Below are 19,518 nucleotides of genomic sequence, written 5' to 3'. Positions count from 1 at the left end.
ATCGCGAATAGCGTTACGACAGTCCTTATTGAGAATTGTTTTACTTTTCATTTCAATACGTGACAAAGTGACATTATGCCAAATTTTCGCCCGATTTTCGCCGGTTATTGGCTAAACGGGGCGTTCGCGCCATAATCACTGTTTTTAAACCTGAAAAGGCGGTTAATACCATGGAGATACGCGTTTTTCGCCAGGAAGATTTCGAAGAGGTCATCACCCTTTGGGAGCGCTGCGATCTGCTACGTCCGTGGAACGATCCGGAAATGGACATCGAGCGCAAGGTGCATCACGACGTCAGCCTGTTTCTGGTCGCTGAGGTTAACGGCGAAGTGGTGGGTACGGTGATGGGCGGTTACGACGGGCATCGCGGCTCGGCCTATTATCTCGGCGTTCACCCGGAATACCGCGCGCGCGGCATCGCCAACGCGCTGCTTAATCGTCTGGAGAAGAAGCTGATCGCCCGAGGCTGCCCGAAAATTCAGATTATGGTGCGCGAAGATAACGACGTGGTGCTGGGCATGTATGAACGCCTGGGCTACGAGCACGCCGACGTGCTGACTTTAGGTAAGCGTTTGATAGAAGATGAAGAGTACTGAAATCCATCCGGCAGACTATGACGCGCAGGGTCGCGTCAGGCTGCCTTTTTTATTCTGGTGCGTGCTGCTCTTACAGGCGCGGACCTGGGTGCTGTTCGTGATGGCCGCCGCCTCGCGCGGGCAGGGCGATACGCTGCTAACGCTCTTTTATCCCGATCACGATGCCTTCTGGCTCGGCCTGCTGCCGGGCGTTCCGGCGGTGATGGCGTTTTTATGCAGCGGTCGTCGGCAGACTATCCCGCGTCTGTGGGGCGCGCTTCGCTGGCTGCTGATCCTCGCACAGCTTGCGCTGCTGGTCTGGCAGCCGGTGCTGTGGCTGAATGGCGACCCGGTTACCGGCGTGGGCGTTGCGCTGGTGGTGGCGGATATCGTCGCGCTGCTGTGGCTGCTGACCAACCCACGCCTTCGCGCCTGTTTTACCCCTGAAAAAGATTAACGCGGCACTTTTTGCCGATGCCGCACTCCAACAAGCGTTGAATTAACCAAAAAGGACGTTTCAATGAAATCGCTGCGTTTATTTTTATGCGCTCTGCCGCTGGCACTCACCGGCTGTTCAACGCTCTCTGCGATCAACTGGTCGGCGGCCTATCCGTGGAACTGGTTTGGCTCCTCAACCGAAGTCACCGAGCAGGGCGTGGGGAAAATTACCGCCGCCACCGCGCTCGATCAGGACGCCATTCAGGATGCGCTCGGCAGCGACTATCGCCTGCGCAGCGGCATGAAAACGGAAAACGGCACTATCTTGCATTACTTTGAAGCGCTGAAAGACGACAGGCTGGCGCTGGTGATTAACGGCGACAAAGGCACGGTCAACCACGTTGAGGTGATGGACGACGCCATTCCGACGGCAAGCGGCGTGAAGGTCGGTACGCCTTTCAGCGAACTGTACAGCAAAGCGTTCGGCAACTGCTCCAGTGCGCCGTCCAGCGACAGCGTGGCGGTAGAGTGTAAAGCGGCGGGCAGCCAGCACATCAGCTATCTCTTCACCGGCGAGTGGAGCGGCCCGGAAGGGTTAATGCCGTCTGACGATACCCTGAAAAACTGGAAAGTGAGCAAGATTATCTGGAAGCAGTAATTTGCGCCGGAACAAACCGTCCTGCTGAAATCCAGGTATAATAGCCGCCATCAAATGCCACGCCGACGTGGCATTTCTTTTTCAGGAGGAGCAATGTCTCAGGTTCAGAGTGGCATTTTGCCAGAACATTGCCGCGCGGCGATTTGGATTGAAGCCAATGTTAAAGGGGACGTGGATGCCCTGCGTGCGGCCAGCAAAATTTTCATCGATAAACTGGCCACCTTCCAGGCCAAATTCCCGGACGCCCACCTGGGCGCGGTGGTTGCCTTTGGCAATAACGTCTGGCGTCAGCTGAGCGGCGGCGAAGGCGCTGAAGAGCTGAAGGACTTTATCCCTTACGGTAAAGGCCTGGCGCCAGCGACCCAGTACGACGTGCTGATCCATATTCTTTCTTTACGTCACGACGTTAACTTCTCCGTGGCCCAGGCGGCGATGGCTGCCTTTGGCGACTGCATTGAGGTGCAGGAAGAGGTTCACGGTTTCCGCTGGGTTGAAGAGCGCGACCTGAGCGGTTTCGTCGACGGAACCGAAAACCCGGCGGGCGAAGAGATCCGCCGCGACGTGGCGGTAATCAAAGACGGCGTGGACGCGGGCGGCAGCTATGTATTCGTGCAGCGCTGGGAGCACAACCTCAAGCAGCTTAACCGCATGAGCGTGCAGGATCAGGAGATGATGATTGGCCGTACCAAAGAGGCCAACGAAGAGATCGACGGCGACGCGCGTCCGGTAACGTCGCATCTCTCCCGCGTCGATCTCAAAGAAGAGGGGAAAGGGCTGAAGATTGTCCGCCAGAGCCTGCCGTACGGCACCGCGAGCGGCACGCACGGCCTTTACTTCTGCGCCTACTGCGCGCGACTGCACAACATCGAACAGCAGCTGCTGAGCATGTTCGGCGACACCGACGGCAAGCGCGACGCCATGCTGCGCTTTACCAAACCGGTGACCGGCGGCTACTACTTCGCGCCGTCCGTCGAGCGTCTGCTGGCGCTGTAATTGTTTTTCTCCCTCTCCTGTAGGAGAGGGCTGGGGTGAGGGCAACAGGCCCCACCCTTATTCCCTTTTCTGCTTCCAAATCACCAAACGGTATATAAAACCGTTACTCCTTTCATACCCGTTATAAATATTATGACCATAAGATAGTCATCACATTTATAAGGGTGCGCAATGGCCGTTACTGTACTGAAAAAAGGATCGCTGGCACTGGCAGGATTACTGCTGGTGGCGCAGGCGCAGGCAACCGAGCTGTTGAACAGTTCCTACGACGTGTCCCGCGAGCTGTTTGCCGCCCTTAACCCGCCGTTTGAACAGCAGTGGGCGAAAGACAACAACGGCGACAAGCTGACCATCAAGCAGTCTCACGCCGGGTCGTCCAAGCAGGCGCTGGCAATCCTCCAGGGGCTGAAGGCGGATGTGGTGACCTACAATCAGGTGACGGACGTGCAAATCCTGCACGACAAAGGCAAGCTGATCCCGGCGGACTGGCAGAGCCGTTTGCCGAACAACAGCTCACCGTTCTACTCCACCATGGGCTTCCTGGTGCGTAAGGGCAATCCAAAGAATATTCACGACTGGAACGACCTGGTGCGTTCTGACGTAAAACTGATCTTCCCGAACCCGAAAACCTCCGGCAACGCCCGTTATACCTATCTGGCGGCGTGGGGCGCGGCGGACAAAGCTGACGGTAACGATAAAGCGAAAACCGAGCAGTTCATGACCCAGTTCCTGAAAAACGTCGAAGTGTTTGATACCGGCGGACGCGGGGCAACCACAACCTTCGCCGAGCGCGGCCTGGGCGATGTGCTTATCAGCTTCGAATCCGAAGTGAACAACATCCGCAAACAGTACGAAGCGCAGGGCTTCGAAGTGGTTATCCCGAAAACCAACATTCTGGCCGAGTTCCCGGTAGCCTGGGTGGATAAAAACGTGCAGGCCAACGGCACGGAGAAGGCGGCGAAAGCCTACCTCAACTATCTCTACAGCCCGCAGGCGCAGACCGTGATCACCGACTATTACTATCGCGTCAACAACCCGGACGTGATGAACAAACTGAAGGATAAATTCCCGCAGACCGACCTGTTCCGCGTGGAAGACCATTTCGGCTCATGGCCTGATATGATGAAAACGCACTTTACCAGCGGCGGCGAGCTGGACAAACTGCTGGCGGCGGGGCGTAAGTAATGTTTGCAGTCTCCTCCAGACGCGTGCTGCCGGGCTTTACCCTAAGCCTCGGGACCAGCCTGCTGTTCGTCTGCCTGATTTTGTTATTACCGCTCAGCGCGCTGGTGATGCAGCTTGCCCAGATGAGCTGGTCGCAGTACTGGGAGGTGGTCACTAACCCGCAGGTGGTGGCGGCCTATAAGGTTACGCTGCTGTCGGCGTTTGTGGCCTCGATTTTCAACGGCGTGTTCGGCCTGCTGATGGCGTGGATCTTAACCCGCTATCGTTTTCCGGGCCGCACGCTGCTCGACGCGCTGATGGATCTGCCCTTTGCGCTGCCGACGGCGGTGGCCGGTTTAACCCTGGCGTCGCTCTTCTCCGTGAACGGTTTCTACGGCGAATGGCTGGCGAAGTTTGATATAAAAGTGACCTACACCTGGCTCGGTATCGCGGTGGCGATGGCCTTCACCAGCATCCCGTTTGTGGTGCGTACGGTGCAGCCGGTGCTGGAAGAGTTAGGCCCGGAATACGAAGAAGCGGCGGAAACGCTGGGCGCGACGCGCTGGCAGAGCTTCCGCAAGGTGGTGCTGCCGGAGCTGTCCCCCGCGCTGCTGGCGGGCGTGGCGCTGTCGTTTACCCGCAGCCTCGGCGAGTTCGGCGCCGTTATCTTCATCGCGGGGAACATCGCGTGGAAAACCGAAGTCACCTCGCTGATGATTTTTGTCCGTTTGCAGGAGTTTGATTACCCGGCCGCAAGCGCCATTGCCTCGGTGATTCTGGCGGCATCGCTGCTGCTGCTGTTCTCGATTAACACTCTGCAAAGTCGCTTTGGTCGACGCGTGGTAGGTCACTGATGGCGGAAGTTACTCAATTGAAGCGTTATGACGTCCCCCGCATCAACTGGGGAAAATGGTTTCTGATTGGTACGGGCGTGCTGGTTTCGGCCTTTATTCTCGTCGTGCCGATGGTTTATATCTTCGTGCAGGCGTTCAGCAAAGGCATCATGCCCGCGCTGCAAAACCTCGCCGACCCGGACATGCTGCACGCTATCTGGCTGACGGTGATGATCGCCTTGATCACCGTACCGGTTAACCTGGTGTTCGGTATTTTGCTGGCCTGGCTGGTGACGCGGTTCAACTTCCCGGGCCGCCAGCTGCTGCTGACCCTGCTGGATATCCCGTTTGCGGTTTCTCCGGTAGTGGCGGGTCTGGTCTATCTGCTTTTTTACGGCTCCAACGGCCCGCTGGGCGGCTGGCTGGACGAGCATAACCTGCAAATCATGTTCGCCTGGCCGGGCATGGTGCTGGTAACGGTATTTGTAACCTGTCCGTTTGTGGTGCGCGAGCTGGTCCCGGTGATGCTGAGCCAGGGCAGCCACGAAGACGAAGCGGCGGTGCTGCTGGGCGCATCCGGCTGGCAGATGTTCCGTCGCGTCACGCTGCCGAATATCCGCTGGGCGCTGCTCTACGGCGTAGTGCTGACCAACGCCCGCGCGATTGGCGAGTTTGGCGCGGTGTCGGTGGTCTCCGGCTCGATCCGCGGCGAAACCCTGTCGCTGCCGTTACAGATTGAACTACTGGAACAGGACTACAACACCGTCGGTTCCTTTACTGCCGCAGCGCTGCTGACGCTGATGGCGATTTTGACCCTGTTTTTGAAGAGTGTGGTGCAGTGGCGTTTAGAGAATCAGGAAAAACGTCAGCATCAGGAGGGAAATCATGAGCATTGAGATTGCCAATATTAAGAAGTCTTTTGGTCGCACCCAGGTGCTGAATGATATCTCGCTGGATATCCCTTCCGGACAAATGGTGGCGCTGCTGGGGCCGTCCGGCTCCGGGAAAACCACGCTGCTGCGTATCATCGCCGGGCTTGAACATCAGACCAGCGGGCATATCCGCTTTCACGGCACCGACGTGAGCCGTCTGCACGCGCGTGACCGCAAGGTGGGATTTGTGTTCCAGCACTACGCGCTGTTCCGCCACATGACCGTGTTCGACAATATCGCCTTTGGCCTGACCGTGCTTCCGCGCCGCGAGCGCCCAAATGCGGCCACCATCAAGGCGAAAGTCACCAAACTGCTGGAGATGGTGCAGCTTGCCCATCTTGCCGATCGCTTCCCGGCGCAGCTTTCCGGCGGGCAGAAGCAGCGCGTGGCGCTTGCCCGTGCGCTGGCGGTCGAACCACAAATCCTGCTGCTCGACGAACCTTTCGGTGCGCTGGATGCGCAGGTGCGTAAAGAACTGCGCCGCTGGCTGCGTCAGCTCCATGAAGAGCTGAAGTTCACCAGCGTCTTCGTCACCCACGATCAGGAAGAGGCGATGGAGGTCGCGGATCGCGTGGTGGTGATGAGTCAGGGCAACATTGAGCAGGTTGACGAGCCGGAACAGCTCTGGCGTGAACCGGCGACCCGTTTCGTGCTGGAGTTTATGGGCGAAGTGAACCGTTTGCAGGGCACCATTCGCGGCGGGCAGTTCCACGTGGGCGCGCACCGCTGGCCGCTGGGCTACACCTCCGCGCATCAGGGGCCGGTTGACCTGTTCCTGCGCCCGTGGGAAGTGGACGTCAGCCGCCGCACCAGCCTGGATTCACCGCTGCCGGTGCAGGTTCTGGAAGCTAGCCCTAAAGGGCACTACACCCAACTGGTGGTACAGCCGCTTGGCTGGTACACCGAGCCGCTGACGGTAGTGATGCGCGACGAAGAGCCGCCGTACCGCGGTGAGCGCCTGTTTGTCGGGCTTCAGCATGCGAGGATTTATCACGGCAACGAGCGCATTGAAACGCGCGAGGATGTTGCTCTGGCGGAGTCAGCCTGATAGGTTATTAGCATGTTTATCGCCCGGTGGCGCTGCGCTTACCGGGCCTACAGTTATCACTGCGTCTTGTAGGCCGGGTAAGCGAAACGCCACCCGGCTTTTTTATTGAGTAAAAATCGTGAATACACTCGAACACACCATCGGCAACACGCCTCTGGTCAAGCTTCAGCGCATGGGGCCAGACAACGGTAGCGAAATCTGGGTCAAACTTGAAGGCAACAATCCTGCGGGCTCCGTCAAGGACAGGGCGGCGCTGTCGATGATTGTGCAAGCCGAAAAGCGCGGTGAAATTACCCCCGGCGACGTGCTGATTGAGGCCACCAGCGGCAACACCGGTATCGCGCTGGCGATGATCGCCGCGCTGAAAGGCTACCGCATTAAGCTGCTGATGCCGGACAACATGAGCCAGGAGCGTCGCGCCGCCATGCGCGCCTACGGCGCCGAGCTGATTCTGGTCACCAAAGAGCAGGGAATGGAAGGGGCGCGCGATCTGGCGCTTGAAATGGCCGAACGCGGCGAAGGCAAGCTGCTCGATCAGTTTAACAATCCCGATAACCCCTACGCGCATTACACCACCACCGGGCCGGAGATCTGGCAGCAGACCAACGGCCGCATGACCCATTTTGTCTCCAGCATGGGCACGACCGGGACCATCACCGGCGTATCGCGCTTTATGCGCGAGCAGGCGCCGAACGTGTCGATTATCGGATTGCAGCCGGAAGAGGGGAGCAGCATCCCCGGCATTCGCCGCTGGCCTGCGGAATACATGCCGGGCATCTTCAACGCCCAGCTTGTGGATCGGGTGCTGGATATTCACCAGCGCGAGGCGGAGAATACAATGCGTGAACTGGCGGTACGCGAAGGGATCTTCTGCGGCGTCAGCTCGGGTGGGGCGGTAGCAGGGGCCATTCGGGTCGCCGAGGCGAACCCCGGCGCGGTCGTGGTGGCGATTATTTGCGATCGCGGCGATCGGTATCTGTCTACCGGGGTCTTTGGTGAAGAGAGTTATTCGCAGGGGGCGGGGATTTAAGCGTCATGGACATGATTTTATTCCGGGATAATACCCGGGCGCAGCAAACCGACATTGTCGCAGTACAGTCTCAGGTGGTATACGGCAGCGTGGGTAACAGCATCGCGGTGCCCAACATTCGCACCCATCGTCTGAACGTGACGGCGGTGCCCACGGTGCTGTTCAGCAATACGCCGCACTACGACACCTTCTACGGCGGCGTGATACCGGACGAGTGGTTCAGCGGCTACCTGAAAGCGCTGGAAGAGCGTGAGATCCTGCGCGAACTCAAGGCCGTCACGACGGGCTATATGGGCAGCGCCAGCCAGATCCAGCTGTTGTCGCAGTGGCTGAAGGCCATCAAAATTCAGCACCCGGAGCTGCTGGTTCTGGTTGACCCGGTTATCGGCGATATCGACAGCGGGATGTACGTGAAGCCGGATATTCCAGAAGCCTACCGGGAGCATCTGCTGCCGCTGGCGCAGGGGATCACTCCAAACGTGTTCGAGCTTGAGATTTTAAGCGGCAAATCCTGCCGTACACCGGACAGAGCTATCGAGGCGGCACAAGGATTGCTCTCGGATACGCTCAAGTGGGTGGCCATCACCAGCGCGCCGGTAGCGGACGATCCGGAAAACATTCACGTCGTGCTGGTAACGGAAGAGGGCGTGACGGTCAGCGCGCACCCGCGCGTCGCCACCGATCTGAAAGGGACGGGCGATCTGTTCTGCTCAGAGCTGGTAAGCGGTATCGTCGGGGGCAAAACCGTTGCCGATGCGATTCGCATGGCCGGGGATCGGGTGACTGACGTGATGATCTATACGCAGTCGAAAGGCTATGACGAGCTTATCCTGCCAGCATAAACAAAAATGGCGCCCGAAGGCGCCATTTTTTGTGCGGCAAGAATTACTTCTTGATGCGGATAACCGGGGTTTCACCCACGGTCACGCTGCCGGACAGTTTGATCAGTTCTTTGATTTCGTCCATGTTGGAGATAACAACCGGCGTCAGGGTAGACTTGGCTTTTTCTTCCAGCAGTGGCAGATCGAATTCAATCACCGGATCGCCAACTTTAACGCGCTGGCCTTCTTCCGCGATACGTTTGAAGCCTTCGCCTTTCAGTTCAACGGTATCAATACCAAAGTGAACGAACAGTTCGATACCGCTATCGGATTCGATAGAGAACGCATGGTTGGTTTCAAAAATTTTACCGATGGTGCCGTCAACTGGAGCAACCATTTTGTTGCCAGTTGGTTTGATAGCAATGCCATCACCAACGATTTTCTCAGCAAACACTACATCCGGCACGTCTTCGATGTTGACGATCTCGCCGGAGAGCGGAGCAACAATCTCAATAGTTCCGGAGTCTTTCTTATCATCAGAAACCAGAGATTTCAGTTTATCGAACAAACCCATGATCTTCTCCTAAGCAGTAAATTGGGCCGCATCTCGTGGATTAGCAGATTGTTTTTTCTTCAATGAACTTGTTAACCAGCGTCATTAACTCGTCCGTTGTCGGTTGAGCAAGAGCCTGCTCTGCTAACACCTTCGCATCTTCGAAGTTCGTGTTACGGATAATCTTCTTAATGCGTGGAATGGAAATGGCGCTCATAGAGAATTCGTCCAGACCCATACCCAGCAACAGAAGTGTAGCACGTTCGTCGCCTGCAAGCTCACCACACATGCCAGTCCACTTACCTTCTGCATGAGAAGCATCAATAACTTGCTTAATAAGCGTCAGTACGGACGGTGACATTGGCTGGTAGAGATGTGAAATCATATCATTACCACGGTCAACTGCCAGGGTGTACTGCGTTAAATCATTGGTACCGATACTAAAGAAATCAACTTCTTTGGCTAAATGACGCGCAATCGTCGCGGCGGCTGGGGTTTCTACCATCACGCCCACTTCGATTGATTCGTCAAACGCTTTACCTTCGTCACGCAGTTCCTGTTTATAGATTTCGATCTCTTTCTTCAGTGCACGCACTTCTTCAACAGAGATGATCATCGGGAACATGATGCGCAGTTTACCGAAAGCGGAAGCACGCAGAATCGCGCGTACCTGGTCGCGCAGGATCTCTTTGCGATCCATAGCGATACGCACTGCACGCCAGCCCAGGAACGGGTTCTCTTCTTTCGGGAAGTTCATGTACGGCAGCTCTTTGTCGCCACCGATATCCATGGTACGCACGATAACCGCCTGAGAGCCACAGGCTTCAGCAACGGCTTTATACGCAGCAAACTGTTCTTCTTCAGTTGGCAGCGCGTCGCGGTCCATGAACAGGAATTCAGTACGATACAGACCAACACCTTCCGCACCGTTGCGCTCAGCGCCGTCAACGTCACGTACGGTACCGATGTTCGCGCACACTTCAACCTGATGTCCGTCCAGCGTGATAGCTGGCAGATCTTTCAGTTTAGCGAGTTCCGCCTTCTCGGTGGCAACCTGCTCCTGAACGGTGCGCAGTCGCTCGATCTCTTCGTTTGATGGATTAACGTAAACAGCGTTGTTCACGGCATCCAGAATCAGATAGTCGTCGTTTTTAACCTGAGAGGTCACGCTACCGGTACCCACGATGGCAGGCAGTTCAAGAGAACGCGCCATGATAGAGGTGTGGGAGGTACGGCCACCTGCGTCAGTGATGAAACCCAGCACCTTGTTCAGGTTCAGTTGTGCGGTTTCAGACGGGGTCAGGTCAGCAGCAACCAGGATAACTTCGTCCTGAATGGCGCTCAGATCGATGATTGCCAGACCCAGGATGTTGCGCAGCAGGCGCTTACCGATGTCACGTACGTCAGCCGCACGCTCTTTCAGGTATTCATCATCCAGTTCTTCCAGGGCAGTCGCCTGACCTTCGATAACTTCATGTGCAGCCGCGTCGGCCGTCATGCCTTTATCTTTAATCAGGGCTATGATTTCCTGCTCCAGCTCCTCATCTTCGAGCAACATAATGTGCCCTTCGAAGATGGCTTCTTTTTCTTCACCGAAAGTTTCGCCAGCTTTAGTTTTGATCGTTTCCAGCTGCGCTGATGCCTTGGCACGACCGCTCAGAAAACGTTCAACTTCCTGATCAACCTTGTCGGCAGAAATTTTTTTCCGGTCGATGACGATCTCGTCTTCTTTCAGCAGAAGTGCTTTGCCGAAAGCGATACCCGGGGATGCTAAAATGCCTGAAATCATAACCCTACCTTACTTGTGACTGATATTAAAAAGAACCCGGAAACTTACTCGAGCTCAGCCATCAGTTTAACCAGATGCTCAACTGCTTTCTGCTCGTCTTCACCTTCCGCAGAGATGGTTACAACGGTGCCCTGAGTCAGGCCCAGAGTTTGCAGTTTGAACAGGCTTTTTGCGCTAGCGCTTTTGCCGTTGGAAGTCACGGTGATTTCAGAAGTGAAGCCTTTCGCTTCTTTAACAAACTGAGCAGCAGGGCGGGTGTGCAGACCGTTCGGAGCGGTAATGGTAACTTCTTGCTGGAACATTGTATTTCCCCAACTTATAGGTTTAGTGTTGTGGAACTAAAGTCTAGCCTGGCGACTGAACTTTAGCCTGTATTGTTAGCGCTGACGTTTCGATCGTCATTAAACATTATGCAGTGAAAGCAAGACTTGAACCAAATCATAAAATCGATTCAGCAACGCTATTTCGTTCACTGATTAATTTCGCGCATCAAAATAATTGCTGGTTTAAATACCAGACCCAACGGGGTGAATCAATGCCAGGAGAGGTAAAACTTTGAAGCAGGCCACAAAAAAGCACCCGAAAGGGTGCTTTTTTACGCGTTCTTAACATGCTGGCATTACTGTTGCAGTTCTTTCTCTGTGAAAAGATCGGCAAACAGTGCTGTGCTTAAGTAACGCTCACCCGAAGAGGGTAGAATAACCACTATATTCTTATTGGTAAAGGTTTCATCTTCCTGGAGTTTCAGCGCGGCTGCGACAGCGGCACCGGAAGAGATACCCGCCAGGATACCTTCTTCATCCATCAGACGACGTGCGGTAGAGATCGCTTCTTCATTGGTGATAGCAACGACCTTATCAATCAGTTTCAAATCCAGGTTGCCCGGAATAAAGCCCGCGCCGATACCCTGAATTTTATGTGGACCAGGCTTGATCTCTTCGCCCGCCAACGCCTGTGCGATAACCGGGGAATCCGTTGGCTCAACCGCCACGGTAATCAGATCTTTTTTGCCTTTGGTGCCTTTAATGTAGCGGGTCACGCCGGTCAGCGTGCCGCCGGTACCTACGCCCGCGATAAACACATCAACCTGACCATCGGTATCTTCCCAGATTTCAGGGCCGGTGGTTTTCTCGTGGATTTCCGGGTTTGCCGGGTTGCTGAACTGCTGAAGCAAAAGGTATTTTGCCGGATCGCTGGCAACAATTTCTTCGGCTTTCTGGATAGCGCCTTTCATGCCTTTCGCACCTTCGGTCAGAACCAGGTTCGCACCCAGCGCCTTCAGCAGCTTACGACGTTCGATACTCATGGTTTCAGGCATGGTCAGCGTCAGCTTGTAGCCGCGCGCGGCAGCGACATAGGCCAGAGCGATACCGGTGTTACCGCTGGTCGGTTCAACCAGCTCAACGCCTGGTTTCAACACGCCACGTTTTTCAGCATCCCAAATCATATTGGCACCGATACGGCATTTTACGCTGAAGCTTGGGTTACGAGATTCTACCTTCGCAAGAATGCGTCCATTACCGATACGGTTCAGTCGAACCAGGGGCGTATGACCGATAGTCAGCGAGTTGTCTTCATAAATCTTACTCATGGCCTGTCCTTAACTGTATGAAATTGGGATACCGACCCAGCATACCTGTAGAACAGGTATGGGGAAGTAAGGAATTCGCATATCTATATGCTGCAAGGAAATAATGGGTATCAGTATGGAATAAGGGGGGGCATAAGGCCACCCCTGCGGCCTATCTCCACATCGCATGTTGGTTGCGATAACAGTCGACCCACATCGCCGTCGCGCCGCACACCGCAACCGGCATAATGAACAGGTTAAGGAAGGGGATCATGGTGAACAGGCTCGTAAGCGCGCCGAACTGCATGTTGGCGACCTTCTGCGTGCGCAGGGCAGTGCGCATCTCTTTAAACGGCACTTTGTGGTTATCAAAAGGGTAGTCGCAGTACTGTATAGCCAGCATCCACGCGCTAAACAGGAACCACAGCACCGGCGCGACCGTTTGACCGATACCTGGCACGAAATAAAGGATTAGCAGCACGATGGCGCGAGGCAGATACCAGGCGAACTTTTGCCATTCACGCTTCATGATGCGCGGGAGATCTTTCATTATTCCCAGCACGCCGGTGTCGGGCGGCGTGGCCCCCGTGAGTCGCGCTTCGAGCTGTTCCGCCAGCAGGCCGTTAAACGGCGCGGCAATCCAGTTGGCTATCGTCGAGAAGAAATAGCCGAACACCAGCAGCACCGAGATCACCACGACCGGCCACAGCACGTAGCTCAGCCATTGCAGCCAGTCCGGCACGTAGCTCATCAGGGCTGGAACCCAGCTTTCGAGTTTTGTGAACAGCCACCAGAATGCACCGCCCATTAATAAGATGTTGATCAGCAGAGGTAAAATGACAAAGCGGCGGATACCCGGAAGCGAAACGAGTTTCCATCCCTGTGAGAAATAATAAATGCCGCTGCGAGGGGCGGATGTTGAGGTTGAAACCATGACCAGGCCGTACTCCTTTTTTCACAACCAGTGGAATTGCCCGACTATCTTATCCACTTATGGATCAATGACCAGTTCGGAAATGTTCGAAAAAACAGCAAAAAGCACGATTTAGCGCATCTTTATGCTGTGAATGCTCCGGACACACTTGCACTTGAGTTAAACGGCAAATACTCTTAGTGAGTAAATGTTTGCCGTGGTGGCAAGGTGTTAGAACAACAGAGAATATAATGATGCAGGATTTGCGTCTGATATTAATCATTGTTGGCGCGATCGCCATAATCGCTTTACTGGTACATGGTTTCTGGACCAGCCGTAAAGAGCGCTCTTCTATGTTTCGCGATCGCCCACTCAAGCGCATGAAGTCAACTCGTGACGACGATGACGTTGAAGACGACATCGACGATAGCGACGACGGCGTGGGTGAAGTTCGCGTTCATCGGGTCAATACTGCGCCCGTTGCGGGTCATGGGGAGCATGATGCACCTCGCCCTGCGCAGCACCAGTATCAACCGCCGTATGCTTCTGCACAGCCGCGTCCGCAACCTGCTCCACAGCCGGTTGAAGAGCCGGTGCGCCAGCCGCAGCAGCCCGTACATCAGCAGCCTGTTCAGCCTCCGGTGCAACAACCGGTACAGCAGCCCGTTCAACAGCAACCTGTTCAGCCCGCTCAGCCTCAGCCTGCGCCACAACCCGCGCCCGTTCAGCACGTTGAGCCAGAACCGATTGTAGAAGAAGCGCCGGTCGTTGAAAAACCACAGCGTAAAGAAGCCGTGATCATCATGAACGTGGGCGCCCATCACGGCACTCACCTGAATGGCGACGTTCTGCTTAACAGCATTCAACAGGCTGGCTTCAAGTTTGGCGACATGAATATTTTCCATCGTCACCTCAGCCCGGACGGTAGCGGCCCGGCGCTGTTTAGCCTGGCTAATATGGTTAACCCTGGCACGTTTGACCCGGAAATGACCGGTGATTTCGTGACGCCTGGCGTCACCATCTTCATGCAGGTGCCGTCTTACGGTGACGAACTGCAAAACTTTAAGCTGATGCTCCAGTCTGCTCAGCACATCGCTGATGAAATCGGCGGCGTGGTGCTGGACGACCAGCGTCGAATGATGACGCCGCAGAAACTGCGCGAATATCAGGACCGCATCCGCGAAGTTAAGGAAGCCAACGCGTAATCGTCGCGTTTACTTCAACTCCTCCTCAACCCCCGCCTGTCGGGGGTTTTTCTCATTGATGGTGCGATATGGACTCAATCGAACAAAAACTCACTGAACTGCGAACCACGCTTCGCCATCATGAATATCTGTATCACGTCATGGACGCGCCGGAAGTGCCGGATGCGGAATATGACCGTCTGATGCGCGAGCTGCGCGAGCTGGAAACGCAGCACCCTGAGCTTATTACCCCTGATTCGCCGACTCAGCGCGTGGGCGCCGAGCCGCTGGGCGCGTTTAGCCAGGTGCGTCATGAAGTGCCGATGCTGTCGCTGGACAACGTCTTTGATGAAGAGAGCTTCCTGGCATTTAACAAGCGCGTGCAGGACAGGCTGAAAAGTACTGATGCGCTGACCTGGTGCTGTGAGCTTAAGCTTGATGGTCTTGCGGTCAGCATTTTGTATGAAAACGGCGTGCTGGTGCGCGCCGCCACGCGCGGGGACGGCACGACGGGTGAGGACATCACCACCAACGTGCGTACCATCCGCGCCATTCCGCTAAAACTGCACGGCGACAATATTCCTGCTCGTCTTGAGGTGCGCGGTGAAGTGTTCCTCCCGCAGGCGGGCTTTGAAAAAATCAATGAAGACGCGCGCCGCACGGGGGGAAAAGTGTTTGCTAACCCGCGTAACGCCGCGGCGGGCTCGCTGCGCCAGCTCGACCCGCGCATCACCGCGAAGCGACCGCTTACTTTCTTCTGCTACGGCGTGGGTATTCTGGAAGGCGGTGAACTGCCGGATACGCACCTCGGACGCTTGCTGCAATTTAAAGCGTGGGGCCTGCCGGTCAGTAATCGCGTACAGCTTTGTGACTCCCCGGAGGCGGTACTCGCCTTTTATCACAAGGTTGAGGAAGACCGTCCGACGCTCGGTTTTGACATCGACGGCGTGGTGATTAAGGTCAACTCGCTCCAGCTTCAGGAACAGCTCGGCTTCGTGGCGCGTGCGCCGCGCTGGGCGGTAGCCTTTAAATTCCCTGCTCAGGAGCAGATGACCGTCGTTCGCGACGTTGAATTCCAGGTGGGCCGCACCGGGGCGATCACCCCCGTTGCGCGACTGGAGCCGGTTCAGGTCGCGGGCGTGCTGGTCAGTAACGCCACGCTGCACAACGCCGACGAAATCGCGCGTCTTGGTCTGCGTATTGGCGATAAAGTGGTGATCCGCCGCGCGGGTGACGTCATCCCGCAGGTGGTTAACGTGGTGGAATCAGAGCGCCCGGACGACACCCGCGCTATTGAATTCCCGACCCACTGCCCGGTCTGTGGTTCAGACGTTGAACGTGTGGAAGGCGAAGCCGTCACGCGCTGCACGGGCGGGTTGATTTGCGGTGCCCAGCGCAAAGAATCGCTGAAGCATTTCGTGTCTCGCCGGGCGATGGACGTCGACGGTATGGGCGACAAGATCATCGATCAACTGGTCGAGAAAGAGTACGTTCACACGCCTGCTGACCTGTTTACTCTGAGCGCCGGGAAGCTGACGGGCCTTGACCGCATGGGGCCGAAGTCGGCGCAGAACGTGGTCAACGCGCTGGAAAAAGCGAAAGAAACCACTTTTGCCCGTTTCCTCTATGCTCTGGGGATCCGCGAAGTGGGCGAAGCGACAGCCGCCGGGCTGGCAGGCTATTTTGGTACGCTGGAGGCGCTGGAGAAAGCCAGCATCGATGAGCTGCAAAAAGTGCCGGATGTCGGCATTGTGGTCGCCACACACGTTTTCAACTTCTTTGCCGAAGAGAGCAACCGCGAGGTGATCGGCAAGCTGCTGGAAGTGGGTATTCACTGGCCTGCGCCTGTGACAATTAACGCTGAAGAGATAGACAGCCCGTTTGCGGGTAAAACCGTGGTGCTGACCGGCAGCCTGAGCCAGCTTTCCCGAGACGATGCGAAAGCGCGCCTGGTGGCGTTAGGGGCAAAAGTGGCGGGCAGCGTATCGAAGAAAACGGACCTGGTTATCGCCGGTGAAGCGGCTGGCTCTAAGCTTGCGAAAGCGCAGGAGCTGGGAATCGAGGTCATCGACGAAGCGGAAATGCTGCGCCTGCTGGGAGAGTAACGTGGAAAAAGAACAGCTCGTTGAAATTGCCAATACCGAGATGCCGTTCGGCAAGTACAAAGGCCGCAGGTTGATTGATGTGCCGGAGGAGTACCTGCTGTGGTTCGCCCGTAAGGATGAATTTCCTGCCGGGCGGCTTGGCGAGCTAATGGCTATCACGCTGCTGATTAAAACAGAAGGGCTGACCCAGCTGGTTCAGCCCCTGAAACGTCCTTAAGCTTTTGCGGCGCGGGTCTCTTCCTGCGCCAGCTTTTCGGTCTGGGCTTTGTAACGACGTGCCAGCACCGCGCAGACCATCAGCTGGATCTGATGGAAAATCATCAGCGGCAGCACCATCATCCCAATCACAGACGTCGGGAACAGAATGTTTGCCATCGGGATACCGTTCGCCAGGCTCTTTTTCGAACCGCAGAAGACAATGGTGATCTCATCCGCTTTGTTAAAGCCGCATTTGCGCGCCACAAAGACATTCACCGCAATTACGATCGCCAGCAGAACGATACTCACAATTGCGATAAACAGCAGTGACCCCACGCCAACCTTGTGCCAGATGCCGTTCACAACGGCTTCGCTAAAGGCAGAGTAAACCACCAGCAAAATTGACGTCTGGTCCGTTTTCGAGATCCACTTCTTGTGCTTCGCCACAAACGCCCCGGTCCACGGACGAGAAAGGTGCCCAAGCACGAACGGCAACAGCAGCTGCAAACAGATTTTACCGACCTGCTCAAGGTTGCCTTCCGCGCCGTGCATGTTCATCAGCAGCCCGACCAGCAGCGGAGAGACAAAAATACCGAGCAGACTGGATGCCGAGGCAGAACAGACCGCCGCCGCCACGTTACCGCCCGCAAGCGACGTAAAGGCGATGGCAGACTGCACGGTGGCCGGAAGAATGCACAGATAAAGGAACCCGGTATAGATGGCAGGATCCACATTGACCGGCGCCCACCAGGCAAACAGCACGCCGAGGATGGGGAACAAGATAAAGGTGCTGCACATTACCCACAGATGCAGCCGCCAGTGGCTACCGCCTGCGATAATCGCTTCCCGCGAGAGCTTGGCACCGTGCATAAAGAACAGCAGTGCGATGGCCGCGGTGGTCAGCCCTTCAAAGAAAGGAACGAAACTGCCGCGCGCCGGGAAAAACGAGGCCAGCAGAACGACGGTAATTAACGTAAGCGTGAACGGATCGAGAATACGGAAGAGTTTCATAGGGGCTCCTTAAAGAGATATGGCTATTGTGCTTTTTTCCGTTTGAGAAATAAAATTGATTTATTGCATCTATTCATGAGTAAAACAGATGAATTATTCACTGCGTCAGCTTCGGGTCTTTGTCACCGTTGCACATGCCCGGAGCTTCAGCCGGGCAGGGGAGATCATCGGCCTCAGCCAGTCGGCGGTCAGCCACAGCGTTAAGGAGCTGGAGATCCAGACCGGCGTGCGATTGCTTGACAGAACCACGCGCGAGGTGGTGCTCACCGACGCGGGCCAGCAGCTGGCGTCGCGGCTGGAGAGAATTCTGGATGAACTAAACAGCACGCTGCGCGACGTCGGGCGCCTTGGGCAGCAGCTTTCGGGTACCGTCAGGGTGGCGGCAAGCCAGACGATATCCGCGCATCTGATCCCCCAGTGCATTGCTCAAAGTAACGCGCGCTACCCGGATATCGATTTTGTCCTTCACGACAGGCCGCAGCAGTGGGTGCTGGAGAGTATCCGTCAGGGTGAAGTGGATTTCGGCATTGTTATCGATCCCGGCCCGGTGAGCAATCTGGAAAGCGAAGTGGTGCTTTCAGAGCCATTTTTACTGCTGTGCCGGGAGGACTCCCCGCTGGCGGCGTTACCGCAGGTGAGCTGGCAGGCGCTGGAGGGGGCAAATCTTGTCTTACAGGATTATGCCTCCGGCAGCCGTCCGCTGATTGATGCGGCGCTGGCTGCTCAGGGCGTTAATGCGAAGATCGTTCAGGAAATCGGTCATCCGGCCACGCTATTCCCGATGGTTGAAGCGGGGATAGGGATCAGCGTGCTACCCGCACTGGCGCTGCCGTTGCCGCAGGGCAGTCGCCTGGTGGTGAAACGCTTTACGCCGCCGATCGAGCGTAAGCTGATGCTGGTAAGACGAAAAAATCGCTCTATCTCCGGTGCGGCGCTCGCCATCTGGGAAGTGGTGCGTATGCAGGCCGAGAAACTAAGCGCAGCGCGCATACGCGACCCACTGTTTACCCCAACCGATAATCAGATGTAGATATCAATTTGATGGTCTTTGGAAGGTTTGTTAACCCCTTCTTCAACCGCCTGCTGCACCGGGCTTGCTTTAGGGGCTGACTCTTCCGCCTGCTGGCGCTGAAGCTGAGCGAGCTGCGCCTGCAACATTGCCAGCTGTGATTCCAGCATCTCTTGCTGCTTCTGTTTTTCTTCTACGGAGCCATCGCTCAACCCCACCTCTTTTAACTGCTGGGTGACTTTGGTGATTTGTTTTGTCAGACGGGTGATTTGCGAGGCCAGGTCGTTTCCGCCAGAGCTACTATCGGTGCTGCCGATTTCCAGCGCCGACAGCGATACTGCCTTGAGGGTTGTCATTTTGAGATCCTTTTCGCCATAAATAAGGGATATCGGCATTTCGCGCGAGAGCTTGAGGCTAAAAGGAGGGATTACCAGGTGGCATATCGCAGATAGCAAAAAAGCGCCTTTAGGGCGCTTTTTTACATTGGTGGGTCGTGCAGGATGACTCGCTTCGCTCGCCCTTCGGGTCGTCGCCGTAAACGGCTCCGCTGCCTCATTGCGTTCGGCTCGAACCTGCCGCAGGTTCGAATCATCCATATCGCAGATAGCAAAAAAGCGCCTTTAGGGCGCCTTTTTACATTGGTGGGTCGTGCAGGATTCGAACCTGCGACCAATTGATTAAAAGTCAACTGCTC

General features: G+C 56.0%; 21 protein-coding genes and 1 other RNA gene. 14 read left to right on the top strand and 8 right to left on the bottom strand.

Translation table 11 applies throughout. The annotated features are described in order from the left end of the window. Nucleotides 1-170: 170 nt before the first annotated feature. From ACSVHP_RS13250 to pdxK, 10 genes are all read left to right on the top strand, one after another. Nucleotides 171-596, top strand: a complete 426-nt coding sequence (locus ACSVHP_RS13250; RefSeq protein ID WP_234675340.1) for a GNAT family acetyltransferase — start codon at nucleotides 171-173, stop codon at nucleotides 594-596. Then, nucleotides 583-1,032 (top strand): DUF2919 domain-containing protein, encoded by a 450-nt coding sequence (locus ACSVHP_RS13245; protein WP_234675341.1) that lies wholly within the window; start codon nucleotides 583-585, stop codon nucleotides 1,030-1,032. Before ACSVHP_RS13250 ends, ACSVHP_RS13245 begins: the two co-directional genes overlap by 14 nt. A 63-nt stretch (nucleotides 1,033-1,095) precedes the next feature. After that, nucleotides 1,096-1,671: an RpoE-regulated lipoprotein gene (locus ACSVHP_RS13240; RefSeq protein ID WP_447552140.1), complete on the top strand. Its 576-nt coding sequence runs from the start codon at nucleotides 1,096-1,098 to the stop codon at nucleotides 1,669-1,671. A 93-nt stretch (nucleotides 1,672-1,764) separates the two neighbouring features. Beyond that, nucleotides 1,765-2,664, top strand: coding sequence for a Dyp-type peroxidase (locus ACSVHP_RS13235; protein ID WP_234675343.1), 900 nt, complete (start codon nucleotides 1,765-1,767; stop codon nucleotides 2,662-2,664). 171 nt (nucleotides 2,665-2,835) lie between these two features. Further along, complete coding sequence (gene cysP / locus ACSVHP_RS13230; protein ID WP_447552139.1) at nucleotides 2,836-3,849, top strand: thiosulfate/sulfate ABC transporter substrate-binding protein CysP; 1,014 nt, start codon at nucleotides 2,836-2,838, stop codon at nucleotides 3,847-3,849. Then, nucleotides 3,849-4,682, top strand: coding sequence for a sulfate/thiosulfate ABC transporter permease CysT (cysT, locus tag ACSVHP_RS13225; RefSeq protein ID WP_014071253.1), 834 nt, complete (start codon nucleotides 3,849-3,851; stop codon nucleotides 4,680-4,682). Before cysP ends, cysT begins: the two co-directional genes overlap by 1 nt. Then, on the top strand, nucleotides 4,682-5,557 hold the full coding sequence (gene cysW, locus ACSVHP_RS13220) for a sulfate/thiosulfate ABC transporter permease CysW (RefSeq protein ID WP_447552138.1): 876 nt from the start codon (nucleotides 4,682-4,684) through the stop codon (nucleotides 5,555-5,557). The genes cysT and cysW overlap by 1 nt, the downstream gene beginning before the upstream one ends. Beyond that, nucleotides 5,547-6,641: a sulfate/thiosulfate ABC transporter ATP-binding protein CysA gene (gene cysA, locus ACSVHP_RS13215; RefSeq protein ID WP_234675346.1), complete on the top strand. Its 1,095-nt coding sequence runs from the start codon at nucleotides 5,547-5,549 to the stop codon at nucleotides 6,639-6,641. Before cysW ends, cysA begins: the two co-directional genes overlap by 11 nt. Nucleotides 6,642-6,759: 118 nt before the next feature. After that, nucleotides 6,760-7,671: a cysteine synthase CysM gene (gene cysM, locus ACSVHP_RS13210; RefSeq protein WP_447552137.1), complete on the top strand. Its 912-nt coding sequence runs from the start codon at nucleotides 6,760-6,762 to the stop codon at nucleotides 7,669-7,671. A gap of 5 nt (nucleotides 7,672-7,676) precedes the next feature. Next, nucleotides 7,677-8,513: a pyridoxine/pyridoxal/pyridoxamine kinase gene (pdxK, locus tag ACSVHP_RS13205; protein WP_447552136.1), complete on the top strand. Its 837-nt coding sequence runs from the start codon at nucleotides 7,677-7,679 to the stop codon at nucleotides 8,511-8,513. 43 nt (nucleotides 8,514-8,556) lie between these two features. Here the strand turns inward: pdxK and crr are convergent, their stop codons facing one another. The 5 genes from crr to cysZ all read right to left on the bottom strand — a co-directional run bounded on the left by crr (nucleotide 8,557) and on the right by cysZ (nucleotide 13,338). Next, nucleotides 8,557-9,066, bottom strand: a complete 510-nt coding sequence (gene crr / locus ACSVHP_RS13200; protein WP_003861316.1) for a PTS glucose transporter subunit IIA — start codon at nucleotides 9,064-9,066, stop codon at nucleotides 8,557-8,559. A gap of 40 nt (nucleotides 9,067-9,106) precedes the next feature. Continuing rightward, the gene (gene ptsI, locus ACSVHP_RS13195; protein ID WP_234675349.1) at nucleotides 9,107-10,834 is read right to left on the bottom strand and encodes a phosphoenolpyruvate-protein phosphotransferase PtsI; all 1,728 of its coding nucleotides are present in this window, start codon (nucleotides 10,832-10,834) and stop codon (nucleotides 9,107-9,109) included. A gap of 44 nt (nucleotides 10,835-10,878) precedes the next feature. Further along, complete coding sequence (ptsH, locus tag ACSVHP_RS13190; RefSeq protein WP_000487600.1) at nucleotides 10,879-11,136, bottom strand: phosphocarrier protein Hpr; 258 nt, start codon at nucleotides 11,134-11,136, stop codon at nucleotides 10,879-10,881. A gap of 317 nt (nucleotides 11,137-11,453) precedes the next feature. Beyond that, nucleotides 11,454-12,425, bottom strand: a complete 972-nt coding sequence (gene cysK / locus ACSVHP_RS13185; protein WP_181620316.1) for a cysteine synthase A — start codon at nucleotides 12,423-12,425, stop codon at nucleotides 11,454-11,456. 151 nt (nucleotides 12,426-12,576) lie between these two features. Next, complete coding sequence (gene cysZ / locus ACSVHP_RS13180; protein ID WP_417312948.1) at nucleotides 12,577-13,338, bottom strand: sulfate transporter CysZ; 762 nt, start codon at nucleotides 13,336-13,338, stop codon at nucleotides 12,577-12,579. Nucleotides 13,339-13,568: 230 nt separating this feature from the next. On the opposite strand from cysZ, the gene zipA reads away from it, so the two are divergent. The 3 genes from zipA (at nucleotide 13,569) to ACSVHP_RS13165 (ending at nucleotide 16,823) form a co-directional block, all read left to right on the top strand. Then, nucleotides 13,569-14,522, top strand: coding sequence for a cell division protein ZipA (gene zipA / locus ACSVHP_RS13175; protein WP_447552135.1), 954 nt, complete (start codon nucleotides 13,569-13,571; stop codon nucleotides 14,520-14,522). A gap of 68 nt (nucleotides 14,523-14,590) precedes the next feature. Further along, the gene (gene ligA / locus ACSVHP_RS13170) at nucleotides 14,591-16,606 is read left to right on the top strand and encodes an NAD-dependent DNA ligase LigA (protein WP_417313471.1); all 2,016 of its coding nucleotides are present in this window, start codon (nucleotides 14,591-14,593) and stop codon (nucleotides 16,604-16,606) included. Nucleotide 16,607: 1 nt separating this feature from the next. Then, nucleotides 16,608-16,823: a putative quorum-sensing-regulated virulence factor gene (locus ACSVHP_RS13165; protein ID WP_234675353.1), complete on the top strand. Its 216-nt coding sequence runs from the start codon at nucleotides 16,608-16,610 to the stop codon at nucleotides 16,821-16,823. Here the strand turns inward: ACSVHP_RS13165 and ACSVHP_RS13160 are convergent. Next, nucleotides 16,820-17,815, bottom strand: coding sequence for a bile acid:sodium symporter family protein (locus ACSVHP_RS13160; RefSeq protein ID WP_234675354.1), 996 nt, complete (start codon nucleotides 17,813-17,815; stop codon nucleotides 16,820-16,822). The two genes, ACSVHP_RS13165 and ACSVHP_RS13160, sit on opposite strands and share 4 nt — an antisense overlap. Nucleotides 17,816-17,903: 88 nt before the next feature. On the opposite strand from ACSVHP_RS13160, the gene ACSVHP_RS13155 reads away from it, so the two are divergent. Further along, the gene (locus tag ACSVHP_RS13155; RefSeq protein ID WP_447552134.1) at nucleotides 17,904-18,845 is read left to right on the top strand and encodes a LysR substrate-binding domain-containing protein; all 942 of its coding nucleotides are present in this window, start codon (nucleotides 17,904-17,906) and stop codon (nucleotides 18,843-18,845) included. Here the strand turns inward: ACSVHP_RS13155 and ACSVHP_RS13150 are convergent. Both ACSVHP_RS13150 and ACSVHP_RS13145 read right to left on the bottom strand, forming a co-directional pair. Continuing rightward, nucleotides 18,836-19,180 carry a FlxA-like family protein gene (locus tag ACSVHP_RS13150; RefSeq protein WP_234675356.1) on the bottom strand — a complete coding sequence of 115 codons (345 nt, stop codon included), beginning with the start codon at nucleotides 19,178-19,180 and terminating at the stop codon, nucleotides 18,836-18,838. The genes ACSVHP_RS13155 and ACSVHP_RS13150 overlap by 10 nt on opposite strands. A gap of 128 nt (nucleotides 19,181-19,308) precedes the next feature. Beyond that, nucleotides 19,309-19,434, bottom strand: a non-coding RNA gene (locus tag ACSVHP_RS13145) — RtT sRNA. Nucleotides 19,435-19,518 lie beyond the last annotated feature (84 nt).

The organism is Enterobacter sp. 186315 (assembly GCF_053290175.1).
Note: the sequence above shows the minus strand (reverse complement) of the source record. Positions and strands in the feature narration are given on the sequence as shown.

Coding starts and splice junctions, on each gene's coding strand:
- ACSVHP_RS13250 (WP_234675340.1), top strand. CDS start 171: ATGGAGATACGCGTTTTTCGCCAGGAAGATTTCGAAGAGGTCATCACC.
- ACSVHP_RS13245 (WP_234675341.1), top strand. CDS start 583: ATGAAGAGTACTGAAATCCATCCGGCAGACTATGACGCGCAGGGTCGC.
- ACSVHP_RS13240 (WP_447552140.1), top strand. CDS start 1,096: ATGAAATCGCTGCGTTTATTTTTATGCGCTCTGCCGCTGGCACTCACC.
- ACSVHP_RS13235 (WP_234675343.1), top strand. CDS start 1,765: ATGTCTCAGGTTCAGAGTGGCATTTTGCCAGAACATTGCCGCGCGGCG.
- cysP (WP_447552139.1), top strand. CDS start 2,836: ATGGCCGTTACTGTACTGAAAAAAGGATCGCTGGCACTGGCAGGATTA.
- cysT (WP_014071253.1), top strand. CDS start 3,849: ATGTTTGCAGTCTCCTCCAGACGCGTGCTGCCGGGCTTTACCCTAAGC.
- cysW (WP_447552138.1), top strand. CDS start 4,682: ATGGCGGAAGTTACTCAATTGAAGCGTTATGACGTCCCCCGCATCAAC.
- cysA (WP_234675346.1), top strand. CDS start 5,547: ATGAGCATTGAGATTGCCAATATTAAGAAGTCTTTTGGTCGCACCCAG.
- pdxK (WP_447552136.1), top strand. CDS start 7,677: ATGGACATGATTTTATTCCGGGATAATACCCGGGCGCAGCAAACCGAC.
- crr (WP_003861316.1), bottom strand. CDS start 9,066: ATGGGTTTGTTCGATAAACTGAAATCTCTGGTTTCTGATGATAAGAAA.
- ptsI (WP_234675349.1), bottom strand. CDS start 10,834: ATGATTTCAGGCATTTTAGCATCCCCGGGTATCGCTTTCGGCAAAGCA.
- ptsH (WP_000487600.1), bottom strand. CDS start 11,136: ATGTTCCAGCAAGAAGTTACCATTACCGCTCCGAACGGTCTGCACACC.
- cysK (WP_181620316.1), bottom strand. CDS start 12,425: ATGAGTAAGATTTATGAAGACAACTCGCTGACTATCGGTCATACGCCC.
- cysZ (WP_417312948.1), bottom strand. CDS start 13,338: ATGGTTTCAACCTCAACATCCGCCCCTCGCAGCGGCATTTATTATTTC.
- zipA (WP_447552135.1), top strand. CDS start 13,569: ATGATGCAGGATTTGCGTCTGATATTAATCATTGTTGGCGCGATCGCC.
- ligA (WP_417313471.1), top strand. CDS start 14,591: ATGGACTCAATCGAACAAAAACTCACTGAACTGCGAACCACGCTTCGC.
- ACSVHP_RS13160 (WP_234675354.1), bottom strand. CDS start 17,815: ATGAAACTCTTCCGTATTCTCGATCCGTTCACGCTTACGTTAATTACC.
- ACSVHP_RS13155 (WP_447552134.1), top strand. CDS start 17,904: ATGAATTATTCACTGCGTCAGCTTCGGGTCTTTGTCACCGTTGCACAT.
- ACSVHP_RS13150 (WP_234675356.1), bottom strand. CDS start 19,180: ATGACAACCCTCAAGGCAGTATCGCTGTCGGCGCTGGAAATCGGCAGC.